This is a genomic window from Aquimarina gracilis (genome assembly GCF_035285365.1).
Classification (GTDB): domain Bacteria; phylum Bacteroidota; class Bacteroidia; order Flavobacteriales; family Flavobacteriaceae; genus Aquimarina; species Aquimarina gracilis.
In genome coordinates this window covers 1-22411 of record NZ_JAYKLX010000006.1, presented here as the reverse complement: position 1 = coordinate 22411, position 22411 = coordinate 1, and the positions used below count along the sequence as shown (strand labels likewise).

Annotated in this window: 25 protein-coding genes and 1 pseudogene; 20 read left to right on the top strand and 6 right to left on the bottom strand. The window is 34.7% G+C overall.

The window, feature by feature from the left end:
* Positions 1-11: 11 nt before the first annotated feature.
* Complete coding sequence (locus U6A24_RS12945) at positions 12-590, bottom strand: carboxymuconolactone decarboxylase family protein (RefSeq protein WP_324180405.1); 579 nt, start codon at positions 588-590, stop codon at positions 12-14.
* A 127-nt stretch (positions 591-717) separates the two neighbouring features.
* Positions 718-936: a (4Fe-4S)-binding protein gene (locus U6A24_RS12940; protein ID WP_324180404.1), complete on the bottom strand. Its 219-nt coding sequence runs from the start codon at positions 934-936 to the stop codon at positions 718-720.
* 80 nt (positions 937-1016) lie between these two features.
* Between U6A24_RS12940 and U6A24_RS12935 the strand changes: the two genes are divergently transcribed.
* The 3 genes and pseudogenes from U6A24_RS12935 to U6A24_RS12925 form a co-directional block, all read left to right on the top strand.
* Positions 1017-1889: a LamG-like jellyroll fold domain-containing protein gene (locus tag U6A24_RS12935; RefSeq protein ID WP_324180403.1), complete on the top strand. Its 873-nt coding sequence runs from the start codon at positions 1017-1019 to the stop codon at positions 1887-1889.
* 21 nt (positions 1890-1910) lie between these two features.
* A complete protein-coding gene (locus U6A24_RS12930; RefSeq protein ID WP_324180402.1) occupies positions 1911-2993 on the top strand; it encodes an adenylate/guanylate cyclase domain-containing protein in 1083 nt (360 codons plus the stop codon).
* Between the two features lie 210 nt (positions 2994-3203).
* A pseudogene (locus tag U6A24_RS12925) lies at positions 3204-3740 on the top strand (DUF4494 domain-containing protein); the annotation flags it as partial.
* 186 nt (positions 3741-3926) lie between these two features.
* On the opposite strand, the gene U6A24_RS12920 reads toward U6A24_RS12925, so the two are convergent.
* Both U6A24_RS12920 and U6A24_RS12915 read right to left on the bottom strand, forming a co-directional pair.
* Positions 3927-5855 (bottom strand): DUF5018 domain-containing protein, encoded by a 1929-nt coding sequence (locus U6A24_RS12920; RefSeq protein WP_324180401.1) that lies wholly within the window; start codon positions 5853-5855, stop codon positions 3927-3929.
* A gap of 239 nt (positions 5856-6094) precedes the next feature.
* Positions 6095-6283, bottom strand: a complete 189-nt coding sequence (locus U6A24_RS12915; RefSeq protein WP_324180400.1) for a hypothetical protein — start codon at positions 6281-6283, stop codon at positions 6095-6097.
* Positions 6284-6566: 283 nt separating this feature from the next.
* Here U6A24_RS12915 and U6A24_RS12910 point away from each other — a divergent pair, with 283 nt between their 5' ends.
* From U6A24_RS12910 to U6A24_RS12900, 3 genes are all read left to right on the top strand, one after another.
* Positions 6567-6875, top strand: coding sequence for a hypothetical protein (locus U6A24_RS12910; RefSeq protein ID WP_324180399.1), 309 nt, complete (start codon positions 6567-6569; stop codon positions 6873-6875).
* A 19-nt stretch (positions 6876-6894) separates the two neighbouring features.
* Positions 6895-7272: a hypothetical protein gene (locus U6A24_RS12905; RefSeq protein WP_324180398.1), complete on the top strand. Its 378-nt coding sequence runs from the start codon at positions 6895-6897 to the stop codon at positions 7270-7272.
* A gap of 139 nt (positions 7273-7411) precedes the next feature.
* Positions 7412-9256, top strand: a complete 1845-nt coding sequence (locus tag U6A24_RS12900) for a PLP-dependent aminotransferase family protein (protein ID WP_324180397.1) — start codon at positions 7412-7414, stop codon at positions 9254-9256.
* Between the two features lie 153 nt (positions 9257-9409).
* On the opposite strand, the gene U6A24_RS12895 is transcribed toward U6A24_RS12900, so the two are convergent.
* Positions 9410-10099, bottom strand: coding sequence for a uracil-DNA glycosylase family protein (locus U6A24_RS12895; RefSeq protein WP_324180396.1), 690 nt, complete (start codon positions 10097-10099; stop codon positions 9410-9412).
* Positions 10100-10104: 5 nt separating this feature from the next.
* Complete coding sequence (locus U6A24_RS12890) at positions 10105-10923, bottom strand: hypothetical protein (protein WP_324180395.1); 819 nt, start codon at positions 10921-10923, stop codon at positions 10105-10107.
* A 364-nt stretch (positions 10924-11287) separates the two neighbouring features.
* Here U6A24_RS12890 and U6A24_RS12885 point away from each other — a divergent pair, with 364 nt between their 5' ends.
* From U6A24_RS12885 to U6A24_RS12825, 14 genes are all read left to right on the top strand, one after another.
* The gene (locus tag U6A24_RS12885) at positions 11288-11440 is read left to right on the top strand and encodes a hypothetical protein (protein WP_324180394.1); all 153 of its coding nucleotides are present in this window, start codon (positions 11288-11290) and stop codon (positions 11438-11440) included.
* 40 nt (positions 11441-11480) lie between these two features.
* Complete coding sequence (locus U6A24_RS12880; protein WP_324180393.1) at positions 11481-13289, top strand: ATP-binding protein; 1809 nt, start codon at positions 11481-11483, stop codon at positions 13287-13289.
* Positions 13290-13301: 12 nt separating this feature from the next.
* The gene (locus tag U6A24_RS12875) at positions 13302-13970 is read left to right on the top strand and encodes a response regulator (RefSeq protein WP_324180392.1); all 669 of its coding nucleotides are present in this window, start codon (positions 13302-13304) and stop codon (positions 13968-13970) included.
* 35 nt (positions 13971-14005) lie between these two features.
* Positions 14006-14269 carry a YegP family protein gene (locus U6A24_RS12870; RefSeq protein ID WP_324180391.1) on the top strand — a complete coding sequence of 88 codons (264 nt, stop codon included), beginning with the start codon at positions 14006-14008 and terminating at the stop codon, positions 14267-14269.
* A gap of 947 nt (positions 14270-15216) precedes the next feature.
* The gene (locus tag U6A24_RS12865; protein WP_324180390.1) at positions 15217-15423 is read left to right on the top strand and encodes a hypothetical protein; all 207 of its coding nucleotides are present in this window, start codon (positions 15217-15219) and stop codon (positions 15421-15423) included.
* Positions 15423-15671 (top strand): DUF4236 domain-containing protein, encoded by a 249-nt coding sequence (locus U6A24_RS23215; protein WP_407654038.1) that lies wholly within the window; start codon positions 15423-15425, stop codon positions 15669-15671. Before U6A24_RS12865 ends, U6A24_RS23215 begins: the two co-directional genes overlap by 1 nt.
* Positions 15672-16063: 392 nt before the next feature.
* Positions 16064-16471, top strand: coding sequence for a hypothetical protein (locus tag U6A24_RS12860; protein WP_324180389.1), 408 nt, complete (start codon positions 16064-16066; stop codon positions 16469-16471).
* Positions 16472-16474: 3 nt separating this feature from the next.
* Positions 16475-17749, top strand: coding sequence for an ECF transporter S component family protein (locus U6A24_RS12855; RefSeq protein ID WP_324180388.1), 1275 nt, complete (start codon positions 16475-16477; stop codon positions 17747-17749).
* Complete coding sequence (locus tag U6A24_RS12850; protein WP_324180387.1) at positions 17749-18672, top strand: hypothetical protein; 924 nt, start codon at positions 17749-17751, stop codon at positions 18670-18672. Before U6A24_RS12855 ends, U6A24_RS12850 begins: the two co-directional genes overlap by 1 nt.
* On the top strand, positions 18669-19325 hold the full coding sequence (locus U6A24_RS12845; protein WP_324180386.1) for an HAD family hydrolase: 657 nt from the start codon (positions 18669-18671) through the stop codon (positions 19323-19325). The genes U6A24_RS12850 and U6A24_RS12845 overlap by 4 nt, the downstream gene beginning before the upstream one ends.
* Before the next feature lie 9 nt (positions 19326-19334).
* On the top strand, positions 19335-20390 hold the full coding sequence (locus U6A24_RS12840; RefSeq protein WP_324180385.1) for a type I restriction endonuclease: 1056 nt from the start codon (positions 19335-19337) through the stop codon (positions 20388-20390).
* Between the two features lie 11 nt (positions 20391-20401).
* The gene (locus U6A24_RS12835) at positions 20402-20785 is read left to right on the top strand and encodes a hypothetical protein (protein ID WP_324180384.1); all 384 of its coding nucleotides are present in this window, start codon (positions 20402-20404) and stop codon (positions 20783-20785) included.
* A 42-nt stretch (positions 20786-20827) separates the two neighbouring features.
* Complete coding sequence (locus tag U6A24_RS12830) at positions 20828-21334, top strand: thermonuclease family protein (protein ID WP_324180383.1); 507 nt, start codon at positions 20828-20830, stop codon at positions 21332-21334.
* Between the two features lie 32 nt (positions 21335-21366).
* The gene (locus tag U6A24_RS12825; protein ID WP_324180382.1) at positions 21367-21639 is read left to right on the top strand and encodes a hypothetical protein; all 273 of its coding nucleotides are present in this window, start codon (positions 21367-21369) and stop codon (positions 21637-21639) included.
* Positions 21640-22411: the final 772 nt, after the last annotated feature.

The window sequence follows — 22411 nt, the reverse complement described above, 5'->3', positions numbered from 1 at the left end:
GATGATGAAAATTATTTAACCGTTTGTTTAGAAAGTGCTTCCTTAAAACCTGGATCGATTTTAATTTTTGTAGCAGAAGCAAGGTGACTATAAAAAACTGCCATACCAGACATACCAATAATTTCAAGAATCTCTGGTTTCGAATATCCAAGGGACTCTAACTTCGAAAAATCTTCTTGATTAGAAGAATTTGGATCCTTTGCCAACTTTATTGCAAAATCTATGGCTGCCTTTTCCTTTGGATCATCAGATTCACGTAGTGTGTGCCTGTTCATTAAATGTTCTATCTGCTCGGGTAAAGCACCCATACTAGAACAAAAAACCTGATGTGCAGCTTCACAATAATTGCAATGTTTAAAAGAAGACACTGCAATCATGATCATTTCTTTAAGCCTGCGTTCCAGCATACCACTTCCCAGGATATGTTTCATAGCAGGAACGATACCTTGTAATGCATGTGGAGCGTTTCCCCATACCTGGAAAAAATTAGGAACAAAAGGAGCACCTAGTTCTTGCTTAATAGTTTCAAAAGTATTTTCTAACTCGGGGGTAGTAATAGGGTCTTCAAGAATAGTACTGATAGTCTTCATGGGGAGATATATTTTATGTTGGTTACTTATTTAAAATTACTAAATGATTTAGTCGTGCGCAACTTATCTGAAATAAAGTTGCAAGTAACCCCCTCTTCAGGTTAAAAACACATAACAGGATTACGTGTTAGCCTTTAATATAACTTAACGCTCCCGATGGACACCTGTCAATTTGATCAATGAGTGCTTTTGTAGTAGCATTTTCTGGAGTAATCCATGGTTTTGCTTTTGGATCATAAACGTTGGGCAATGTCTTTACGCAAACTCCCGCATGGATACATTTTCCGGGCTTCCAAACCACAGTAATTTCTCTATTACTATATTCTTTTCTTATCTCGTTGGACATAATAAATTATTTGAATGATTCATGTTGTATAAATGTACGCTATTTTTGCAGTATATTAGTACTTAACAAAACTTAAAACCATGCTAAAAAACACATCACTTATCTTTACTATGGGGCTATTTTGTGTATTAACTTTATCTTCTTGTAAAAAAGATACAACAAAAGAAGACTTAAAAAATGCCCTTACCTTTTATGCTTCATTTGATCAAGGAATTAATGCAGACTTTGCTTTGGGAGATAAACAATTATATACGGTTCCAAATAGAAAAGCGAGAGACTCTGCGCAAGTAGGGTTACACAAACCTGATATCAAACTTGCTGAAAACAAAGGCCTCTTTGGTAACGGATTATTATTTACAGAACGCAGTAAAGGGTACATCTACTACCCTAGTAAGAATAATATTTCATATAATACTTCAGACTGGAGCGGTGCTATTTCGTTTTGGCTACAACTAGACCCCGCCACAGATTTAGAACCTGGATATTGTGATCCCATTCAGATTACCGATGTAAGTTACAATGATGCCTCAATTTGGGTTGATTTCACCAAAGAAAATCCAAGGGATTTCAGGTTAGGAGTTATTGGCGATCGTAGCGTTTGGAACCCAAATCCAGAAGGGCCCGATAATGAAAATCCGATATTCATCAAAAAATTAACAGGAGTAAAAAACCCGCCTTTCGGAAAAGATCAATGGACCCATATTCTAATTAATTTCACAAACTTAAACACCAAAAATGGTCAGGCTAGTTTATACCTTAATGGAGCGTTAAAAGGTACAAGAACCAATATTGACACCCCGTTTACCTGGGATCTTGAGTTATCAAATATTTATCTTGGATTGGGCTATATTGGATTATTTGATGAGCTTTCTCTTTTCAACAGGGCATTAACCGATCAAGAAATCAGTTATTTCTATTCGTTGGAGAATGGTGGTCATGCATTGCTTAAGTAAACCATATTTTACATTCGTTTGATGAATCATAATCTGAAACAATATTTACAGTTGTTATGGCAGTCTGTTTTATTTTGGGCGGTAGTCATGGGTTTGTATGGTATATTCAGATACTATGGAATGGATGAAGAGTATGGGATTACTGTTATTGAAGACTTCCAGGGAGTGCAGGGAACAATAAAAGCCTTGCAAGGATTTATGGCTATAGGCGTTTTGGTGGGGTTTTTATATACAACCATAGATTTTCTTTTTGATAAATATACTTCTAATAGATTGTCCCTGGCTTTAGATATTATACTACGAACAGTCTTGTATTTCATCACAACCGTTTCTGTGTTTACTTGGGTTGCCAGGACTTTTTCTGAAGCATATGATCTTCCTTTGGATACAGGACGTGGCTGGTGGGCAGATGATAAGGCCTTTTGGACCGCGATTTTGTATATCATACTGGTATCATTTGTTTTTTCGTTTATAAAAATTGCCACAGAAAAGTTTGGGAAAGGGGTTTTTTTAAAAATGTTATTGGGTAAATATAAAAAACCACAAGAAGAGAAACGTATTTTTATGTTCCTGGATCTTAAAGATTCAACCACCATAGCCGAAAACCTTGGGCATTTTAAATACAGCCAGTTTATACAAGATTGTTTTTATGATCTTAACGAAGTGGTCCCCAAATATGATGCAGAAATTTATCAATATGTTGGCGACGAAGCTGTATTAAGTTGGCCCTATAAAAAGGGATTGGCCAATAACAATTGTGTTGCACTGTTTTTTGCTTTTCAGCAACTAAAACAAAGTAAATCAAAGTACTATCTCGATAAATATGGTGTAGTGCCCGAATTTAAAGCAGGACTGCACGGCGGACTTTTAATGGTTACCGAAGTGGGTGTGATCAAGAAAGAAATTGCCTATCACGGTGATGTGATTAATACTTCTGCCAGAATACAAGCCGAATGTAACAAGCATCATGTATTATTGCTTATCTCAGAAAAACTGCTGAAAGACTTACAAACAAGTAAAAGTTTAACGACCAAGTTTTTGGGGAGTGTTTTGCTAAAGGGAAAACAGAAGGAAGTGAATATACACACTATAGAAAAGGTATAATTTAGGATTCGTAACCCTTCGACTACGCTAGGATTCGATATTCAATTTACGACATAGGGAAGTCTAAGTTCAAGGGGTATAAACCAATAAACAATTGATCCCTAAATCAATACAAATACTCTTAAAAAATTGTGAATATCTATTTGTAATAATTGTCACAATAGCCTTCTATAACCTCTATATTTGGCGCCCAATAAAACCAAAAATATTATGAGCGCAACCTGGTACGAATGCAAAGTAAAATACAGAAAAGTTGATGAGTCTGGAGCACAGAAAATGACAACAGAGCCTTATTTGGTAGATGCTATATCATATACTGAAGCTGAGTCTCGAATTAATGAAGAAATGTCGGCCTATGTGAGTGAAGAATTCAAAATCACCAATATCAAAGTCGCCAATTATGCCGAAATTCATCCTTTTGAAAATTCAGACCGATGGTTTAAGTCAAAAGTATCCCTTATTGCCTATGACGAAGAAAGTGGCAAAGAGCGAAAATCAAACATGTACTTACTGGTACAGGGCAATGATGTAAAAGAAGCTTTTGATAATACCAACGAAGCCATGAAAAACACTATGGGTGACTATACCATCCCCGCTGTTGCCGAATCTCCGATTATGGATGTGTTTCCATATTTTTCTGGTGAAGAAGGTGATCTGGAAAAAATTGAACGATTTAACGCCGTAAAAGATTCTGTCCCCGTTCAAGAAGAAGTTGAAGAAATAGAGTCTATTACAGAAGAATCAGAAATTGCAACACCAGAAGAGATCACAGATTTTTCTATTACCGAAGAAACTACAGAAGTTTTGGATACTAAAGAGGTAACCGAAGATTTCGTTTTCGATACCTTTGAAGAGGAAGAATAACAACAGTATTTAACAATAAAAAAGAGGGCCTAATATGCCCTCTTTTTTATGTACTCTAAACTTTACAAATTAATTTTCAACGGTCAGAGTAAAATACATTTTGTAGCCATCTACAACAATAGAACCATCACTAAAATTGGATACTCTATTCGCTTTCTCATCAGACAATTGCCCTGACAATACCGAAGATGGATTGATTATATAATTTGATACTTCATATGCTCCACTTTCTAATACAAAGTCTTCAGTAGTAGAAGATTCTATGGTATTACTAAACGAAACAAGTACCTGTTTATGAAGTGGCTTAGCATCATTTAAATACAACACTGCCTTGGTAATGGATAATGTAGGATGTTCTGATGCTGGTTGATTCACGGTTAACGTCTGCACCATCGGGTCTACTGATACAGTTTCACCTAAATTATTTTGATAAGAAATAGTATAGGTCTCGCTTTGTACACTTTCAGGTATTGTAAATGTTATTTGGTTACTGGATGTGCTCGTTCCCGCGATAGAAAATGTTAACCAGGCATTACTAGGATGACGTAAACTTAAATAACTAACGTGTGCAGTACCATCGTAATTTGACGTTTCAAAATGCAAGTTTTCACCAGAAATAGTAATAGTTTCTCCTTTTGTAACTGCGTTTTTATTGATACTAGTAATAACCGGAGGACCCGCCGGAATTACTTCTATAGCTTCCTTTTTATCATTAATAAATGGAAATTCATATTTCATTCCATCGATTTCAATTACAAACTGATAGTTTGACCCGGTAGACGCCCCTTGAGCGGCCAAATCACTTATCATATTAAAGTAAATTTCTGGAAAATGAGCACTATGCCCTCTATGATCTAAAAGATACTCATTACCATTTTGCTTCAAGTAAAACTTGTACATGTCGATTCTTGACTTCTCTATATATATAGCGGCATCAAAACCATTTCCAGGTGAAAGTAGGTTTTCAACGCTAACATATTCCGGGTTTTTAAAATCTGCATTCACATGCACAAAATTTGGTATCCCCTTATCCAATAGAAACCCATCACTCTCATCGCTATTATCGTGCTCTATTGAAACATCCAATCGATAATTACTATTTGTATACGTATCTGGTAATTGGGCAGTAATCGTATTGGTTCTAAAATCTATGTTTTCAATACTCTGAACTTGTAATGAAACTTTACTTTGTGCTACATAATCAAATAAACTTACCTTAACACTATCCTGAATAGGATTAACTACATTGACATTAAAAGAAATGAAGTCTCCTGGCTTCTTATCTATAAAAGAATCACCGGTAAACCCTTCAATCTTTACTTCTTCGAGATCATTTTCTACAAAAATCAAATATTCCTTTTGATCTCCATTTTGGGCAGTAACGGTGTATTTTACGGGTTGCCTATAATCCAAAGTCTCTCCAGATGCAGGTGCTATAGTTGCACCATCCGGGATAAAAATATCACTTGTCAGTTCCTTCAATGGAGATAAATAAGGCACATCATATACCAATGAGTCTATATCGGTAGGATCTCTATTATACGTAGTGTAAGAGGCCTGGCCTTCGGCTAGATTGGTAAAGGAAAAAGAAATGATTTCATTACTAGCACTTGGGTCCTGTAAGGATACAGTGACCAGATAGTCTTTTGTTGTACCATCTTCGGCCGTAACAGTATAGGTAACCGTATTTGTAAAATCCTGAAAAACTCCAACTTCAGGTTTTATAGTTGCTTTATCAGAGATAGTAATTTCTGGAGCTAGTTCGGTAACATCCGTTAAAGCAGGTAATTCTACGGTTAACATATTACCCTCGTAGTTCACTATATATTCCTCCCCTTCTACTATAAAATTAAAGGCAAGGATTTCTTTGTTACTACTTAATGATCCATCTTGGCCCGAATCCGGGTTTCCAGCTTCACCACCATCATCACTAGCACAAGAATTGAATAACCATACAAGAGCACATAGGCATAATAACGAATAAATAATTTTTTTCATGAACTGTATATTTTAGAGCTTAACAAAAAATTAATATTTCTTTAAGAAGCTGCAAATATATACAATTCGCAATTAACCATAATTTATATATGTGAAAACCATACTTTATAAGGGTTTTTAAAAGATACTATTCACCCTTCGAGAGCCTCAGGGTTCCCTCCTAATTCGAGGATTGAGATTCCTGAGGCTCTCGAAGGATCGAAGTCCCTGTCAAGATAGCTAAAACAGAAGTTGATGCACTAGTAAATACTATGCTTAAAAGAAGTAAGTTTCTGTCTCACCTCGGTCATGTTGCCTTTGGCAAGCATATACTCCTGCCCCATCACATTAATTTTACAATGACCATCAACTTCGGTAAGTGCCGATATGTGGCCGGGATTTACAAAGTGTAATTGCCCATTACTATCAATAATTTCCATGAATTCCATACTATGTTTTGTTTAAGGGTTATACCTATTAAATATAGTGAATATACCGCATCTCTACAATGGGAATACTGATAAATATCAGTTTTTAGTTATTCTAATATAGCTACTTTCGATATTTATTTTGATAAAGGGCCTAACCCCTATTTGCATTAAGAAAATATCCCATATTCTTCCTTAGAAATTGTTAATATAGTAAGGTTACCCATCGGTATTATTTATCTTTTCAAATTAATAGTTTACATCCTATGCATAATCCTATTTTTAGATAAAAAGATCCATAACCATGAGTGATGTGTACAGAAAATGTCCCGAATGTGGTATCATGAATTTAAATCGAGACTATTGTGAACAGTGTGGCGTACTTGTCAACACAAACATGAGACGCCAAAAAGAACGGCAACAGCGTATCAAAAAGAAAAAAGCAGTTGCAGCAGCCAAAAAACCAAATAGAATAACGTTGTTTTTTGAAAAAGCAAAAACACATCCTAATCCTATAATACGATTTGTAGTGTTGTTTTTTTATTCAATCTGGATCGTCGTATTGGCTATTGGATCATTTTTGGCACTTATTATTGGGTATATCACCGCATAATCAAACAAGGCTGTAGTATATGCATCTTTTGGTCTCTTATATACGTCAATGGTACTTCCCTGTTTTTACCGTCATTGCCACGGTTATCTATGGGATGCAGCAGCTTGGTTTTACCTTGACGGCGATCCTACAAAACTATACAAACGATTTCCTGTGTATGCCCATCGTGTTTTATGTATGTCAGTACGTGGTGCGATTTATCAAGAGTGACGATCATGTACAATTACCAATATCATTACTTTTTGTTGTAACACTTCTATATTCTTGGTATTTCGAATGGTATTTGCCCTTGTGCCACAATCGTTATACTGCAGATCCTATAGATGTTGTTTTGTACTTTGCAGGGATGTTATTTTTTTATGGGATCGAATACAGAAGAAGTGCTCGTTTTGACTAACTTTCTTTTTCTTCTTCACCTTTCAACTACGCGGTTACCCATTGCCAAGCCTTTCCTAAAAATTTCAAAAAATAGCTTGTAACATTTTTAAAATAAATCTAATTAATGTATACTAGCGGCCCATCAAAAGGTGATCGTAATGCAAGACAATAAAATGCTCAAGTATATTAAAGAGGTATTAGAAAATATGCCCAATGACTGGTTGAATTTAACCACCCATCGACTGGATATTTATGATGAAAAATTGGCTAAGGTTCAATTCTTAGAGCAGTTTGAAAACTTATTTAATACCAATACTACTGAAGCATCAGCATTATGCGAATTGCCGACAGCTTTTGACTATATTCGATTAGGACATCCATTATCTTGCGTGCTAGAATGGGTCATTGCTCGTCTAAACAACTTACAACCCGATAATGTAATCAGTTTTGGATCCAAAACGGTTCCTATCCTGGCAGTGCTACGAAAAAATTCATTAGATCATAAAAACACCCGTATTCTTTATCCCAAAGAATTACCAGAAGCTTTTGATGCCGAAATGCTAAGAAGTGTTTATGGGTATACCTTTGAATTGCAACATATTGAAGAAACCACTGCCATTTCAGCGTTTGAAGGAAGTACCATTTTCGTTTCACAACAGGATGAAATTCATAGTATTGATCGCAACCCAAATATTGACTTTTACGTTAATGTTCATGAGGATTTAGGAAGCGTTATCGTAGTGAATGGTAAGCAAAACGAAAGTTATATTTCAGAAATTCAGCATGTACGTAGAAGAGAGACCATTGCCATGACGCCCGCCAATTGTTTTACTGCCTTAAAACGTCTTACAGACAAGTCTTATACTGATATGCAGAAAAGTGATCTCAAGACCAACAAAGTGCAGGTTTTGGATGCAATTGCAGCCGTTACGGGCACAAATACAAAAGCATTGGTAGGGTCTAGTGGACTATCGATTCAATATGCCATTTTAATGGGGCTGGTCGACTATGCCCTGGAAAACCATACTGGAAAAGATATTAAAATTATAGTTCCCCCGAATTGTTACGGCGGAACCAATGACCAGGCCAGACGCGTTGCCGCTTGTATCGATAATGTTGAAATCGTGGATTTACCCGTAGATGATGGTAATGATATGGTCGAAAGTATCGATAGGGTGTTAACCAAAATTGCTCACGAAGATGCTGTCCCTTATATCATTGCCGAAATCCCAACCAACCCCAGAGTCGAAGTTCCCGATCTTATACAATTAAAAGAGGTGTTACGTGCAGTGCGTAAAACGGCAAGCGGTACAACTGCTGTGGATCCGGTATTTCTATTAGATCAAACCTTTTGTCCTAATGTACAGTTTTTAGGAGAAGGTGAAATACTCTCTACCGTAAGGACCATTTCTTTTGCCAGTGGATCCAAATTTCCAAGTGGTGGACTTTGTACTGCCGGCTACTGTGTCGGGAACACAAAAACAGACGCTTTGATGCAAAAGATAGACATGCATCTCACCCTTTGTGATAACGAGGCTACAGGGCTACAATATGAAATATTGGCAAAACAATTGCCTTCAATGAAACAACGCATTCATGAGGCGTATAAAAACACACGCGAATTTGTAAACTTTATCCAGGATACCTTACCCGAAGCGAAAATCAATTTTGTTTCAGAGAAACTGGCGAGCAAAGGCTTTACGCCCTCTGTGTTTTCGTTAGACCTTCCTACCAAAGGTGCCACTGACGAAGAAAAAGAGATGTATAAAAGAGCGCTTAATCATAAACTAATCCATCTAATGATTACAGAAATCCCTAACGAAAGTAAGTACTGTGTAAGCTACGGACAGTTAAAAGGGTGTTACTGGACGATACCCGCTACATCGACCCAAGGAACGACCAAAGAAGGCGACAAAGATTATATTGCTCGTGTAGCCCTCTCTCCTAATATGGACCTTGAACGTCATAAAGAGGTGTTTTTAAGTTTTGTAGAGAGCATTTGATTGTTGGAAGTCAGGAGTCAGGAGTTAAGAATTCAGAATTTAAGGTTGGGGACTTAGCTGTCACATTGAGCCTGTCGAAGTGCTCAGGGTTCGGTTAACAATTGAAGGCTGAGCGTAATCGAAGCCCAGGTCAACTATACAAATCTTATTTCCTCAACAACCCAACGCCTTCAGATACCTATCAATATATCGCTTCTTGTCATTGTTTTTATATTGAATGATATACCGGGGATGGGTTAGCGCAACGATCTCATCAAACAAACGATGTTCTTTATTTAAGTTTTTAAGATACTGGTAGTTTTCTGTAGTACCCAGGCAAAAGACTTTGCTGGTATCAATACCAAAACCAATTTGTGCTTTTAGGCTTTCTAGTATAAAAGGTGTAGTAGACGTTAACAACTCGATCATATCATAATAATTGATATTGACGGTTCTCCCCTTATCCGATCGTTTGGTAAACCCTAGCGGACACACATTACTGATAAAGAAATCTTGATAAAACTTTGTAGAACCTTTATTGTATTCTTCTATCAAATCATAAATAAACCTTGAAGAAGGCTCATACGACTTTTCTTTTGCCCAGCTTATCCCACATTCTTTTAAATTCTCGGTATCGGTAAACGGAACCCCCGTCACCCCTGCCCCTGATTTACCGGGATTGATGCCTAAAATCAATTTTCGTTTACGGGTATCATCAAAATATTGGTTATAAAACGCAGAAGAAACCTTGAGCACATACGGATCTTGATATGGATTCATCACAGTAATCGACGTTGCCAGCCCGGCTATGGTTTTATGTGCCAGGGATTTGTTGAAGGTGATGATTTTTGTGGCGAAGGTCATAATACTTATTCTTCTCCAAATACATATTTACGAACTATGGTTTGTGTAACGGGTCTAAGCACTTTATTATTAATTGGGTGCCTCCCTCCGGAATTAAAAAACTCAATTGTACCATCTGCTTTATAATACCATACTAATACCTCCCCATTATTATTAAAAAAAGTAAAATTTGTATCTACTTCAATCTTTCTAAACTCTTTTAATAGCTTTTCATCTATAGGGATAATGTTTGGGTTATTACTTTTAGGACAGGAAGCTAATTCATAATGATCCTTTTTCCATGTCATGCAATCTTTTTGTTGCCAATTGATACTGAAATAAAGTAAGGTTATAGATGTTATGGTTATGCTAATAGTGATCGCTATTCTAGCTTTTTTCCAAATTGGTAGAAGATCTGGTGGCGGAATCCCTGCACTCAATTTCTCAATTGTTTCTTCTTCTGGTTGTCCATTTTCTAAATCTTTTTTTCTAAATTGAGAATAAGGTCTCGGCTTAAAATCTACAAGCCAAGCAGCATATTCAACAATTCTCTTATCAGGATTTTTAGTTACACCTTCGATAAAGTTTTTTGTGGTAAGGAAGAACTCAGCATTAATTGTATTCAAATAGGAATAAAAATCACGTTGTCTAGGGATTCCGAAAAAAATAGATAAAATTTGAAGATCATTATTTTCATTTCTCTTATAAAAAACATCCCTACTAGCTGATCTAATTTGTCCAGGAGTCAAATTTTCAAAATGCCAAAATAATTCATTAGATGTATCATTTTTTATATCTAAACATTTATTTAAGATCCCCTTTTTATAATCTTCAAAAGTATTCACAGGCATAACTTTTAATAAAATTTAAAACGAATTTGACCGAATAACCCGAATTCATCCGAATGATCCGAATTACTTGCCTGTAGTGGGGTAACGTGATTATATCTTTGTCTCAGAATTAGTTAAAGTCATGACTAGATATCAAGACAAATGTATACAATCTAATTCAAAACTGGAAATACAAGACAGGATCAGGTAACTGAAACTGGGAAGTACAATTAGCTTTTTCTGTCTTCGACTTTCCAAAACATACTTCCCAAACGAAGAGGCGCCTCTTCTCATTTCGCGTGTTGCTGAATGGCAATTTATCCTCTGGGCTCAAACCCCAGGCAGCTCACGCTATTACTAATTTTTAATACGTAATACGATGAGAAGAGTATTTTTAATTTTGACTATAATTATGACTAATGTAACTTTATTTTCTTGTACAACCTCAGACCTTACCGAAGAAATCGGTATTGAAGAATTCGCTACCGAAGGTGAAGAGGCAGAAGTAAATGAAGTTCCTGATGAAGATTAAATTATAATTATTTATCAGAATCATTTTTTAAATTAGAGGAATGAAGCAAAAGCTAACATTCCTCTTTTTATTTGTTTGTGGGTTTACAAACATATCGTGGTCATATCAAAAAGATACACCAATCATAGAAACTTGGAAAGATAGTTGTAAATATTATGGTAAGATCAGAAAATATGATAGTGCAGTTTTCTATTCGCAAAAAATACTAAATTCTCTACACGGTTCTAATGATAGTATATCAATTGCAAAAGCTTTATTTAGACTAGGGTATTATCAAAGAGCTAACTTGGATATTGTTAATGCTTTTGAAAACTATAATAAATCATATCAGGCTTTTGTTGACTTAAAAGACAGCGTCAATATTGGAAAAAAAGCTCTTAATATTTCAAATCTTCAAAACTCTATTGGAGACTTCTCAGGAGCTGAAATAACTGCTATTAATGGATTAAAGCATCTAAAAAATACAAAAGAAAACAAATATATATCTGGTTTATATAACAGTTTGGCAATATCTTCCTCTAGAAAGAAAGATTATGCCGATGCTATATCTTGGTATGAAAAAGCAGTTTCAATAACATCCGATTCAATTTCATTATTGAAATATCACAACAACATTGCTGTAGCTCTTATTCATCAAGCTAAGTATAAAACAGCTCAAAAAAAATTGGTTACAATAATTTCTAGTTCTATTCTGGGGCAGGATTCTATTTTATTGTCTAAAGTCAAAGATAATCTTGCATATACAAAGTCCTTACTTAATGAACCAACCGCTGAGAAAGAATTATTGCAAGCTCTGGAAATTAGAAAAAAAATAAAAGACTATTCAGGGCAATTTGCAAGTTGTATCCATCTTACGGAATATTATCAAAATCGTAATCAAGATAATATTGCGTTAGATTACGCAAACAAAGCTTATCATATTGCAAATCAAATAAAAAGTACTGAATCTAAATTAAAAACTCTTTCGCTTTTGATTGACTTAGAAAATAATCCAAAAAAAGTAGCAAAAGAATACAGAAAATTGAATGACAGTATTAATGATTATAGAAGTAAAATTAAGAATCAATTTGCCAAAATTATCTATGGAGTCGAGGAAAAACAAAAAGAGAATTTATTACTAAAAACTGAGGCTATTGTAAAAGACTTAAAGCTTTCTAAAGAAACCTCAAGGAGAAATGTTCTCGTTCTGGTCTCTTTTACATTAGCTATCGCTATAATATCAATTGTTTTAATTTGGAAACAGCGCATTAAAACAGCCCGTATTGAAGAACGACATAAAACCAATGCCCGATTATCCAAAAAACTCCACGATGAAGTAGGTAACGATCTCTACTACCTTCTACTCCAATTACAAAAGGTATCTGGTTTCGATAATAATCACGAAAATCTAAAGATCCTAAAGGGCTTTGATAGCGTATACAACAAAATCAGGGACTTCTCACGAGATCATAAGATTGAAACAGGCGAAGAATATGGTGACGAACTCCTATCGCTGCTGGATTCTTATGGAGACGAAGAAACTAAAGTAATTACTAGTGAACTTGAACCTGGTTTTTGGAATGAAATAGCTCCATTAAAAAAAGAAGAGTTGTATTTCGTATTGAAAGAGCTTCTTACCAATATGAAAAGGCATAGTAAAGCTAATGTAGTAGCCATTACCTTTACCAAAGAAAATAAAAAGGTTATTGTAACCTATGTTGACAATGGCATCGGTACCGATCTCAACAAAACGATTTCAAAAAATGGCCTTAGCAATGTGGAAATCCGCATGAAAGACATAGGCGGAACCATTACTTTTGACTCAAAACCAGAAGAAGGTTTCAAGGCCACGATGGTTTTTAGTACCTAATTGGAATAGTTTATGTTTAGAAAAATTTTGATTGCAGAAGATGTAGATAATGAAAACCTCGGAATTGTTTCTGCGGTAAAAAAGTTTACTAATGCAAATGTGGATACTGCTCAGTTTTGCGACAAAACATTGCTTAAGGTCAAAGAAGCATTGCAGAAAAATATACCTTACGACTTATTGATTAGTGATCTTTCTTTTGCCTTAGATTATAAAAAATATAAAATAACTTCTGGAAAACAACTTATTGAAGAAGTAAAAAAAGTACAACCTGATATTGGGATCATCGTTTTTACCGGAGAAAAGAAACCTGCCATCATTAAATCTTTTTTTGCAAACCAAAGGATCAATGCCTATGTCTGTAAAGGGCTTTATGGGTTATCTGAACTAACAAAAGCTATTACAGCGGTTGATCAAGGCAATACGTATACTTGCCCGGTATCCAGAGATGCATTGCACCAAAAGAATATATTACAACTAGATAAATACGAGGTACAACTTCTAAAACTTTTGGCAAAAGGATATAAACAAGATGAGATAAGTCAGCATTTTATAGAAAACAATATTACCCCTAATAGTAGACGATCTATAGAAGATAAAATACGAAAACTGCGCGACGATTTTAACGCCAAAACCAATATACAGCTTGTATATACGGTTAATCAATTGGGATTAATTGATTAAATCATAAAAAAATTCTAGATTAAATCTTATCCCTTGTGAATTTCCACAAGGGATTCTTTTTTGATCAAAGTAATTTTGAACCAATATTAATTTTAAAATCAAATGATATAATGGCAGATCCAAAGTTTAAAATTCATAAAAGTAATAATGGTCAATATTATTTCAACTTGCATGCTCCAAATGGTCAAATAATTGCTACTAGTGAAACTTATACAACCAAACAAAACTGTAAAAATGGTATTGAATCTGTAAAAACCAATGCACCAATTGCCGAAATTGAAGATGTAACAAACGAATAAGAATTGGGAATATCACTATGCTTGTTAGGGGTAACAAGTATTACAGACCCCAAAGGTTTCGAAACCTTTGGGGTCTTTTCTTTCGTTAAATAATTATGTGACTGTGAAAATCCACAAGGGATTGGTTATCAATAGTGGTAGGTCTAGATTGAATTCATCTTAAAACTTAAATATCATGAACAAACCATTACTTACGATCTCAAATTAAATCTACTAGAACGGCTTATTTAGTCTACTTTCTACTTTTCGGAACCCATTATCGATACTTAGAAAACATGGGGGTTGCAATTCTTACTCTGGTTTGCATATATAGGTCTGCGCATATTGAAGAAAATTATAAAAATGGGAAATGATAGAAGGACAAAAAGCAAAAAATGCAGGACTTTGATTAATAGAAATACATTGAACTTGTTAGGGGTAACAAGTATTACAGACCCCAAAGGTTTCGAAACCTTTGGGGTCTTTTCTTTCGTTAAATAATTATGTGACTGTGAAAATCCATAAGGGATTGGTTATCAATAGTGGTAGGTCTAGATTGAATTCATCTTAAAACTTAAATATCATGAACAAACCATTACTTACGATCTCAAATTAAATCTACTGGAACGGCTTATTTAGTCTACTTTCTACTTTTCGGAACCCATTATCGATACTTAGAAAACATGGGGGTTGCAATTCTTACCCTGGTTTGCATATATAGGTCTGGGCATATTGAAGAAAATTATAAAAATGGGAAATGATAGAAGGACAAAAAGCAAAAAATGCAGGACTTTGATTAATAGAAATACATTGAACTTGTTTGGGGTAACAAGTATTACAGACCTGACAGGTTTCGAAACCTGTCAGGTCTTTTCTTTCGTTAAATAATTATGGGCTGTGGAAATCCACAAGGGATTGACTATCAATGGTGGTAAGTTTGGAATGCATTAATCTTAAACTTTCGAATTATGGCAAGATATTATGTTAATAAATATTCTCAAGCTAATGGAGATCATGAAGTTCATAAGCAAGGTTGTTCATTCATGCCTTTGTCAGAAAATAGAATTTATTTAGGAGATTTCTCTAGCTGTAAACCAGCAGTTAGAAAAGCAAAAGAATATTACCAAAAAGTAAACGGTTGCTATTACTGCTCTAATGATTGTCATACTAGGTAATGGGATTCAAATACAATAAAAGAATAAAACTAGGTAAAGGGTTTGGATTAAATATAAGTAAATCAGGTGTATCCCCAAGTTACCGAACCAAAAGAGGATCTCTAAGTTCTAGAGGATACTCTATAAGAACAGGAATTCCTGGGTTAACCTACAGGAAATCTTTTAAAAAGTCTAAAGGAAATGGGTGCCTTATTCTATTATTAATATTGTTGTCCTCAACCTCTTTCCTAATAACTATAGTAAACTAATTAAACAATAAATGAAAAATATCAAAATAATAGCCTATGGTTTTCTATTTATAACAATCTTAATTTCTTGCTCCGAAAGTGAAGATGTGCCTATAGATAATACTTGTGCTACCACATCAAATTGCGGCTGTTCTAATAAAAGAAAAGCTGAATGTGAAAATGATCCGTGTTGTAAGTGGGTCGTAGGTACAGGGTGCAGGTGTAATTAATCAAAAATCAAAGAAAATGGGATATCGCAGAGGGTATTACAGAAAGGATGGCACTTATGTGCGAGGACATTATACAAATTTGGGAAGAAGATCAATCAGATCAAATAATAAAAACAAAAGTGGATGTGCTTCATCAGTCATTCTTTTCATCGTAATTATAATCATTCTAATAGTCAACTAAATATGGAAAATTATATAGTATCAGCAGAGTTAAAAAGCCATTTTTTAAGGCTTTACAAAATGGCCTTGTCCGATGATACATTTGGTATACCAGAGCTTCAAATGTTATATCATTTTGCCGAAGAACGAGGTATTCAAAAAGAAGAGCTCGAAAAATTATTACTTAACCCTATTGATCACGAATCTATCATCCCCGAAAGTTTGGATGAACGCATTGAATACCTGTATGATCTAGCCAGAATGATTTGGGCAGATGAAAAGATCACAGAAGACGAAAGGACGACTCTTAAAAAATACTGCCGAAAATTTCAATTCCTGGAGGAAAATATTGAAGAGCTCTCAGAATATCTTCTGGAATGTGTTCAAAAAGGAGTTCATAAAGAAGAAATTATAAACCAAATAAAATCTTAATCTATGGAATCTGTAAAGAAACTTTTTACACTTAAAAAAGTAGAATCTAAGCCTAAATCTCCTAATTATACTGACGAAAACCATGGAGAACAAGTAAGGATCACTTATTATCAAAGTGGTTATGGTGCCTCTAAAAAAGCCTCAGGAAGTCCAATTACTCTCCGTACTGGTCTCCATAATCTTTATAACAGTTTTGAGGATCAATGTAGAAAACAATTGGCGGAACAACAACGTCTAAAACAACCTTATAGAGAAGAACAGGAAAGACAAAGGACAGAGTTAAAAAAAAGGGAAACAGCCATAGTTATATATGAAGAACAGGAAAACAATATTAATAGGGATATTGAGATCAAAAAACATGAAATGGTTGATGTAAAACAAAACCCTGATCATTTTGGCATTGATGCTGACAAGAGACCAAAGGCTCAATTTTACATCGGGCTTTTTATTTTACTACCAATTTCTATTTACTTATTGGTTTTTTATATTTCTGCATCCTATTCTGCATTTTTTAAAGAGTTTTCTAACACAAGTTTAACTGCAGCTATCTTTGACCCAAATGCACTTACCAATGCCATAAAAGCAAGTTGGCTAGAAGGGCTATTAGTGATCACTATTCCCTTTGTTTTTATGGGATTAGGGTATGTTATTCATATGGTTCAAAAGAGAAAAGGACTGGCTAGTTATTTAAAGATTGGGCTTTTATTTCTTGTTACATTTCTTTTTGATGGCCTATTAGCATATATCATTGAAAAGAAGATCTATGATTTCAACAGAACTCCAAGTTCTGAACCTTATGGTCTCACAGTTGCTCTTGAGGAAGCAGAATTCTGGATGATCATATTTGCAGGATTTGTGGTCTATATCATTTGGGGATTGGTATTCGATTTTGTGATGAAAGAGTATGAAAATGTTGATAAAATAAAGGCATTCATCAGGGCCAAAAAAGAGGAACTTCGCAATCTACTGGATAATAAGACCGAATTACTCCAGAATATAGATAAAATAAAACATGAGATAACCTCGATTACAGGAAAAATATCAGAATTACAATCCCAAATCGATGGGTTTGTTTTCCCTGTCAAAGAATACCTGCATTATCATTATCAGTATAAAGAAGGATGGTATCAATTTATAAATTCAGAACTAGCTATGACCCACGACAAGAAACAACAATTATTAGATGAATGCGAAATGGTTTCTGCTGCACATTTAAATGAACATCAATTGAATCAAATGGATCATCAGCATTTATTATTTACTAAAAAACAACTATAATGAAACAACTATCCATGTATTTTATCATAACGACAATACTTTTCTCGTGTGGTGAAGATGAACCCAAAAAAGAAATAACATCTTGTTTTGCCGATAAGGCAATACCTAAAGTATTTACTGCTAATAAAAATCAGAAAGAAAACTTAAACATAAGTATACTTCTAGATCTATCGGATAGAATCGATCCAAAAAAATTCCCAAAAGAATCAATGGAATACTATGAAAGAGATGTTAAATACATACAATCCATAGCCGAAGCTTTCAACTTTCACCTAAGGACAAAAAGAATTAATCAAATGAATGATAAAATTCAACTTTTTTTTGATCCAGAACCCAAATCAAAACAAATAAGTAACATATCCCAGAGATTAAAGTTCCAGATAGATAAAACAAGTATTACAAATGAATTGCTTTGTGAGATAGATTCTGCATATGCCACTTTACCTGTTGAGATATATAATCAGGCAATATCAGATAATGATTATATAGGGTCCAATACGTGGGGATTTTTTAAGAGTAAGGTAAAAGATTACTGCATTGAAGAAGAGTTTCGAAATATTCTGATCATACTAACTGATGGTTATATTTATCACGAAGATATTAAACGACAAGAAGGTAATCTTACATCTTATCTAATACCACAATATATTAGATCAAAAAGACTAAACACCTTCGATTGGAGTACAAAGATTCAGGAAAAAAAGCATGGTTTTATCCCTGCCACCCAGAATCTCTCTAATCTCGAGGTCCTAGTTTTGGGCTTACATCCAGATAAGGATAACCCTTATGAAGAAGATGTCATTAGGACATACTGGAACAATTGGTTAACCGCTATGCAAGCAAAGCGATTTGCAATCAAAAATGCAGATCTTCCTCCACATATGGACAAAATTATTAAGGACTTTATTCTATTAAAAAAATGAAAAAACTAGTACTTATTATTTCAATAGCAATCCTCAATACTTTCTGTACTTCTCCCAAAGAAGAAAATAAAATAGATCTTAATATAAAAGAGATTATTGATCAGAAAGAAAGAATAGATACTCTTCAAGTAAAAAAACTAGAAACTAAAACACAGAAAGAGTTTAGTGATAGGGAAAATGATGTAAAATCAGAAAAGGCATACTATGTTATAAAGAATGTAAATACGTTCAAAAACAGATTTAATAATTATTGTAGAAAGTCAAGTTCATCCTTAAGAATAAGAAACATAACCGTTCAAATTGGAGAAGTTAATAATACATTTCAATATATGTTTAATAGTCATATAGGACTTATCGGTACATTAAACAAGAAAGATGGTTCATTAAAAGAAGTAACAATGGTTGGTCAAGGTGATGGTAGTCTTAACTCTGCAACAAATATACTTGTTACTATGGGAGGGATAATAAATGGCGTTAATCCTAGCTTAACACCTAATGAAAGAGGTCAAATACTAAAAGAAATAGGGTTTTTAAACGATAATGTTGATATAAATAATTTGGAAGCCAATACAAAAAGAGGCGAAATAAAGTATTGGATTAATTCAAGTAAATACTTAGGAATAATGTTCGGGGCATCCAATGTAAATAACTAATAAAATAATATGGAACTAAACAATCAACTCAAAGCCCTTGCTGATAAAATTGAGCAACTTAAAGATCAAATAGAAACCGAAGAATCTACCAAACATGCATTTGTACTACCCTTTATCAACCTATTGGGATACGATAGCTTTAACCCTACTGAAGTTGTACCAGAGTTTACGGCTGATGTAGGTCTTAAAAAAGGTGAAAAAGTAGATTATGCCATCTTTCATGATGAAGAACCCGTGATGATTATAGAATGTAAAAACTGGAAAGAAGATCTTAATCTTCATAATTCGCAATTAGCAAGATATTTTCATGTGACCCATACTCGATTTGCTTTGCTAACCAATGGAATAGAATACAGGTTTTATATGGATCTGGAAGAAACGAATATCATGGATGAAAAACCTTTTCTGGAGTTTGATATTACAAACCTAAAGGAAAATGTGATTCATGAAATATCCAAATTCCATAAATCAAATTTCGATATAGATAAGATTGTTAATAATGCGAGTTCCTTAAAATACACAAAGGAGATTAAAAAACTAATCAATGGTGAGTTACAAGAACCTTCTTATAACTTCGTAAGATTATTCGCAGGACAAGTATATTCTGGCCGTTTAACCGAACGTATAATGGAAGAATTTACTGAATTAGTAAAAAGAGCTTTCAACCAGACTATAAGTGAGCGGGTAAGTGACCGCCTTAACTCTGCCCTTAATAAAGAAGTAGAAAAACAGCAAGAAGAGGAATTTGAAGAGGAAGAAGAAATCAGCAAAATAGTGACTACAGAAGAAGAATTAGAAGCATTTCGCGTTGTTGTTGCTATTCTGCGCCGTAAAGTATCAAAAGATCGAATTTTTCATAGAGATACTCAATCCTACTTTGGAGTTTTACTTGATGATAACAATCGAAAGCCTATTTGCAGGCTACATTTGGATGGTAACAAAAAGTATATAAGCCTTTTTGATCAACACAAAAATACACAGCGTGAGCAGATCCAAGCTATAGATGATATTTATGAGTATGAAGAACAACTACTGCAAACTATAGATTATTACGAACAAGAATAAAATATACTCCCATGAAAAAACTAATACTCCTATTCTTACTAATCATTGCATCATATCAATGCAACTCTCAAAGCACCGAAACTAGCCTTTATTTGAGAGAAGAACTAGTAAAACAAAGAGATGATTTATTAAAAAAGGCACAAGAACTACAAGCCCGAATTGATGCTATTGATAAAAAAATAGGTAATAAACCCGCATCTACCCATACGGTTCAATACCTGACCAAAAATGCTGCCTATAACGATGGCAGTTATACAAGATCTATAGAAACGCAAAGTAGTAAACAGTATAAATCCAGGTCCACGAGAACCTACCATCGCGGTCCCCGTGGTGGTTGCTATTATATAAACTCTAATGGCAATAAAACTTATGTAGCCAGAAGTATGTGTAACTAATCACTTAAAATCAATACCTTTAACTGTCAGAAAATTAACTATATGACCAAAAACTACTTTATCTATTTATTAATTCTAGCAACATGTTTATCCTTTACCTCTAGCGATAAATTACCCAATGAATTCTTTGCCAAAGTTATCGGGGTAAAAGATGGAGATACTATAGAGATTTTATTTAAGAAAGACCCCATTATCATTAGATTAGAGCATATCGATTGCCCAGAAAAAAAACAACCATTTGGTCAAAAGGCTAAGCAGTTTACTTCAGATTTTTGTTTTGGTAAAAAAGTAAAAGTGATTAACAAGGGTAAGTATGATCGATATAGACGACTCATTGCTACTATAGAATATGAAGGTAAATCGTTAAACAAAGAATTAGTTCGAAATGGGTATGGGTTACACTTTAAAAAATACTCAAAAGATTCCTCCTATACAATTCTTGAAGAACAAGCGAAGCTTCAAAAAAAAGGAATGTGGTCGCAAGAGAAGTTGATAGAACCTTGGTTATTCAGAAAAAGAAAAACATCAAAAAGTAAGAAAACAAATTAATCATCTATATATGATCATAAAACTACACCAACATGAAAACAATAGTACTAATTCTATTAATGCTTTTATCCTACTCGATGTATAGTCAAGAACAAAAAAAAGAAAAGAAAAAAGATGATATAAGGGTATTTATCTGTAATACTATGACGAGCAAAAAATATCATTACAAAGAAGACTGTAAAGGACTAACTAAATGTAATGATACTATAGTAAAAGTAACACGCCGAAAAGCTAAAAACACCTTTGGTAGAAAAGTCTGTGGTTACGAGACTTATATTGAAAGTTCAGGTAAGTATAAAAACTAAACGTACACAACATTCCTCGACCAACACCACCCCAAACTCCGACTACACACCTTGGCGACTCTCCCCCACACATTTTTATCGACCAACGGCACTCGGTAGCTGCTCCGCACAGGGTGGTGACCTTTCCGCGCACTAGTTTTATCGACCAACGGTACTCGGCAGTTGCTCCGCACAGATAGGTGACCTCTCCGCGCACTGGTTTTATCGACCAACGGTACCCGGCAGTTGCTCCGCACAGGGTGGTGACCTTCCCCCGCACTGGTTTTATCGATCAGCGGTATAGGGTGACCCGTCCGCGCAGGGTAAAAAGCAACCCGCGCACCAGTGTGAGGCGTCCCCGCGGCGCGGAGACCCCAACCCAGTGCGCGGGCCAGTTATAATGGGGGTTTTGTTAAACTAACATGAGTTTGAAATAAGAAAAATGCCTGAAACAAACTAAATGTTTGATACTTAGCTCTTTTCAATTTTCTCCCCCTCTTCAAAGGAAAGGAGTTAAGAAGTCTCTCTTTTGAAGGGAGATTTAGAGGGATGTTTCAGGCTCTGTTCGATCATAATAATATCTGTGTGCACCTCTATTGAATTGTACCTTTCCTGTAAAAAACATCCATCCCCGATCCTTTCCAAAGGAGAGGAGTTAAGAAGTCTCCCTTTTGAAGGGAGATTTAGAGGGATGTTTCAGGCTCTGTGTTCTATCATAATAATATCTGTGTGCACCTCTCTTGAATTGTACCTTTCCTGTAAAAAACATCCATCCCCGACCCTTCCTTCAAAG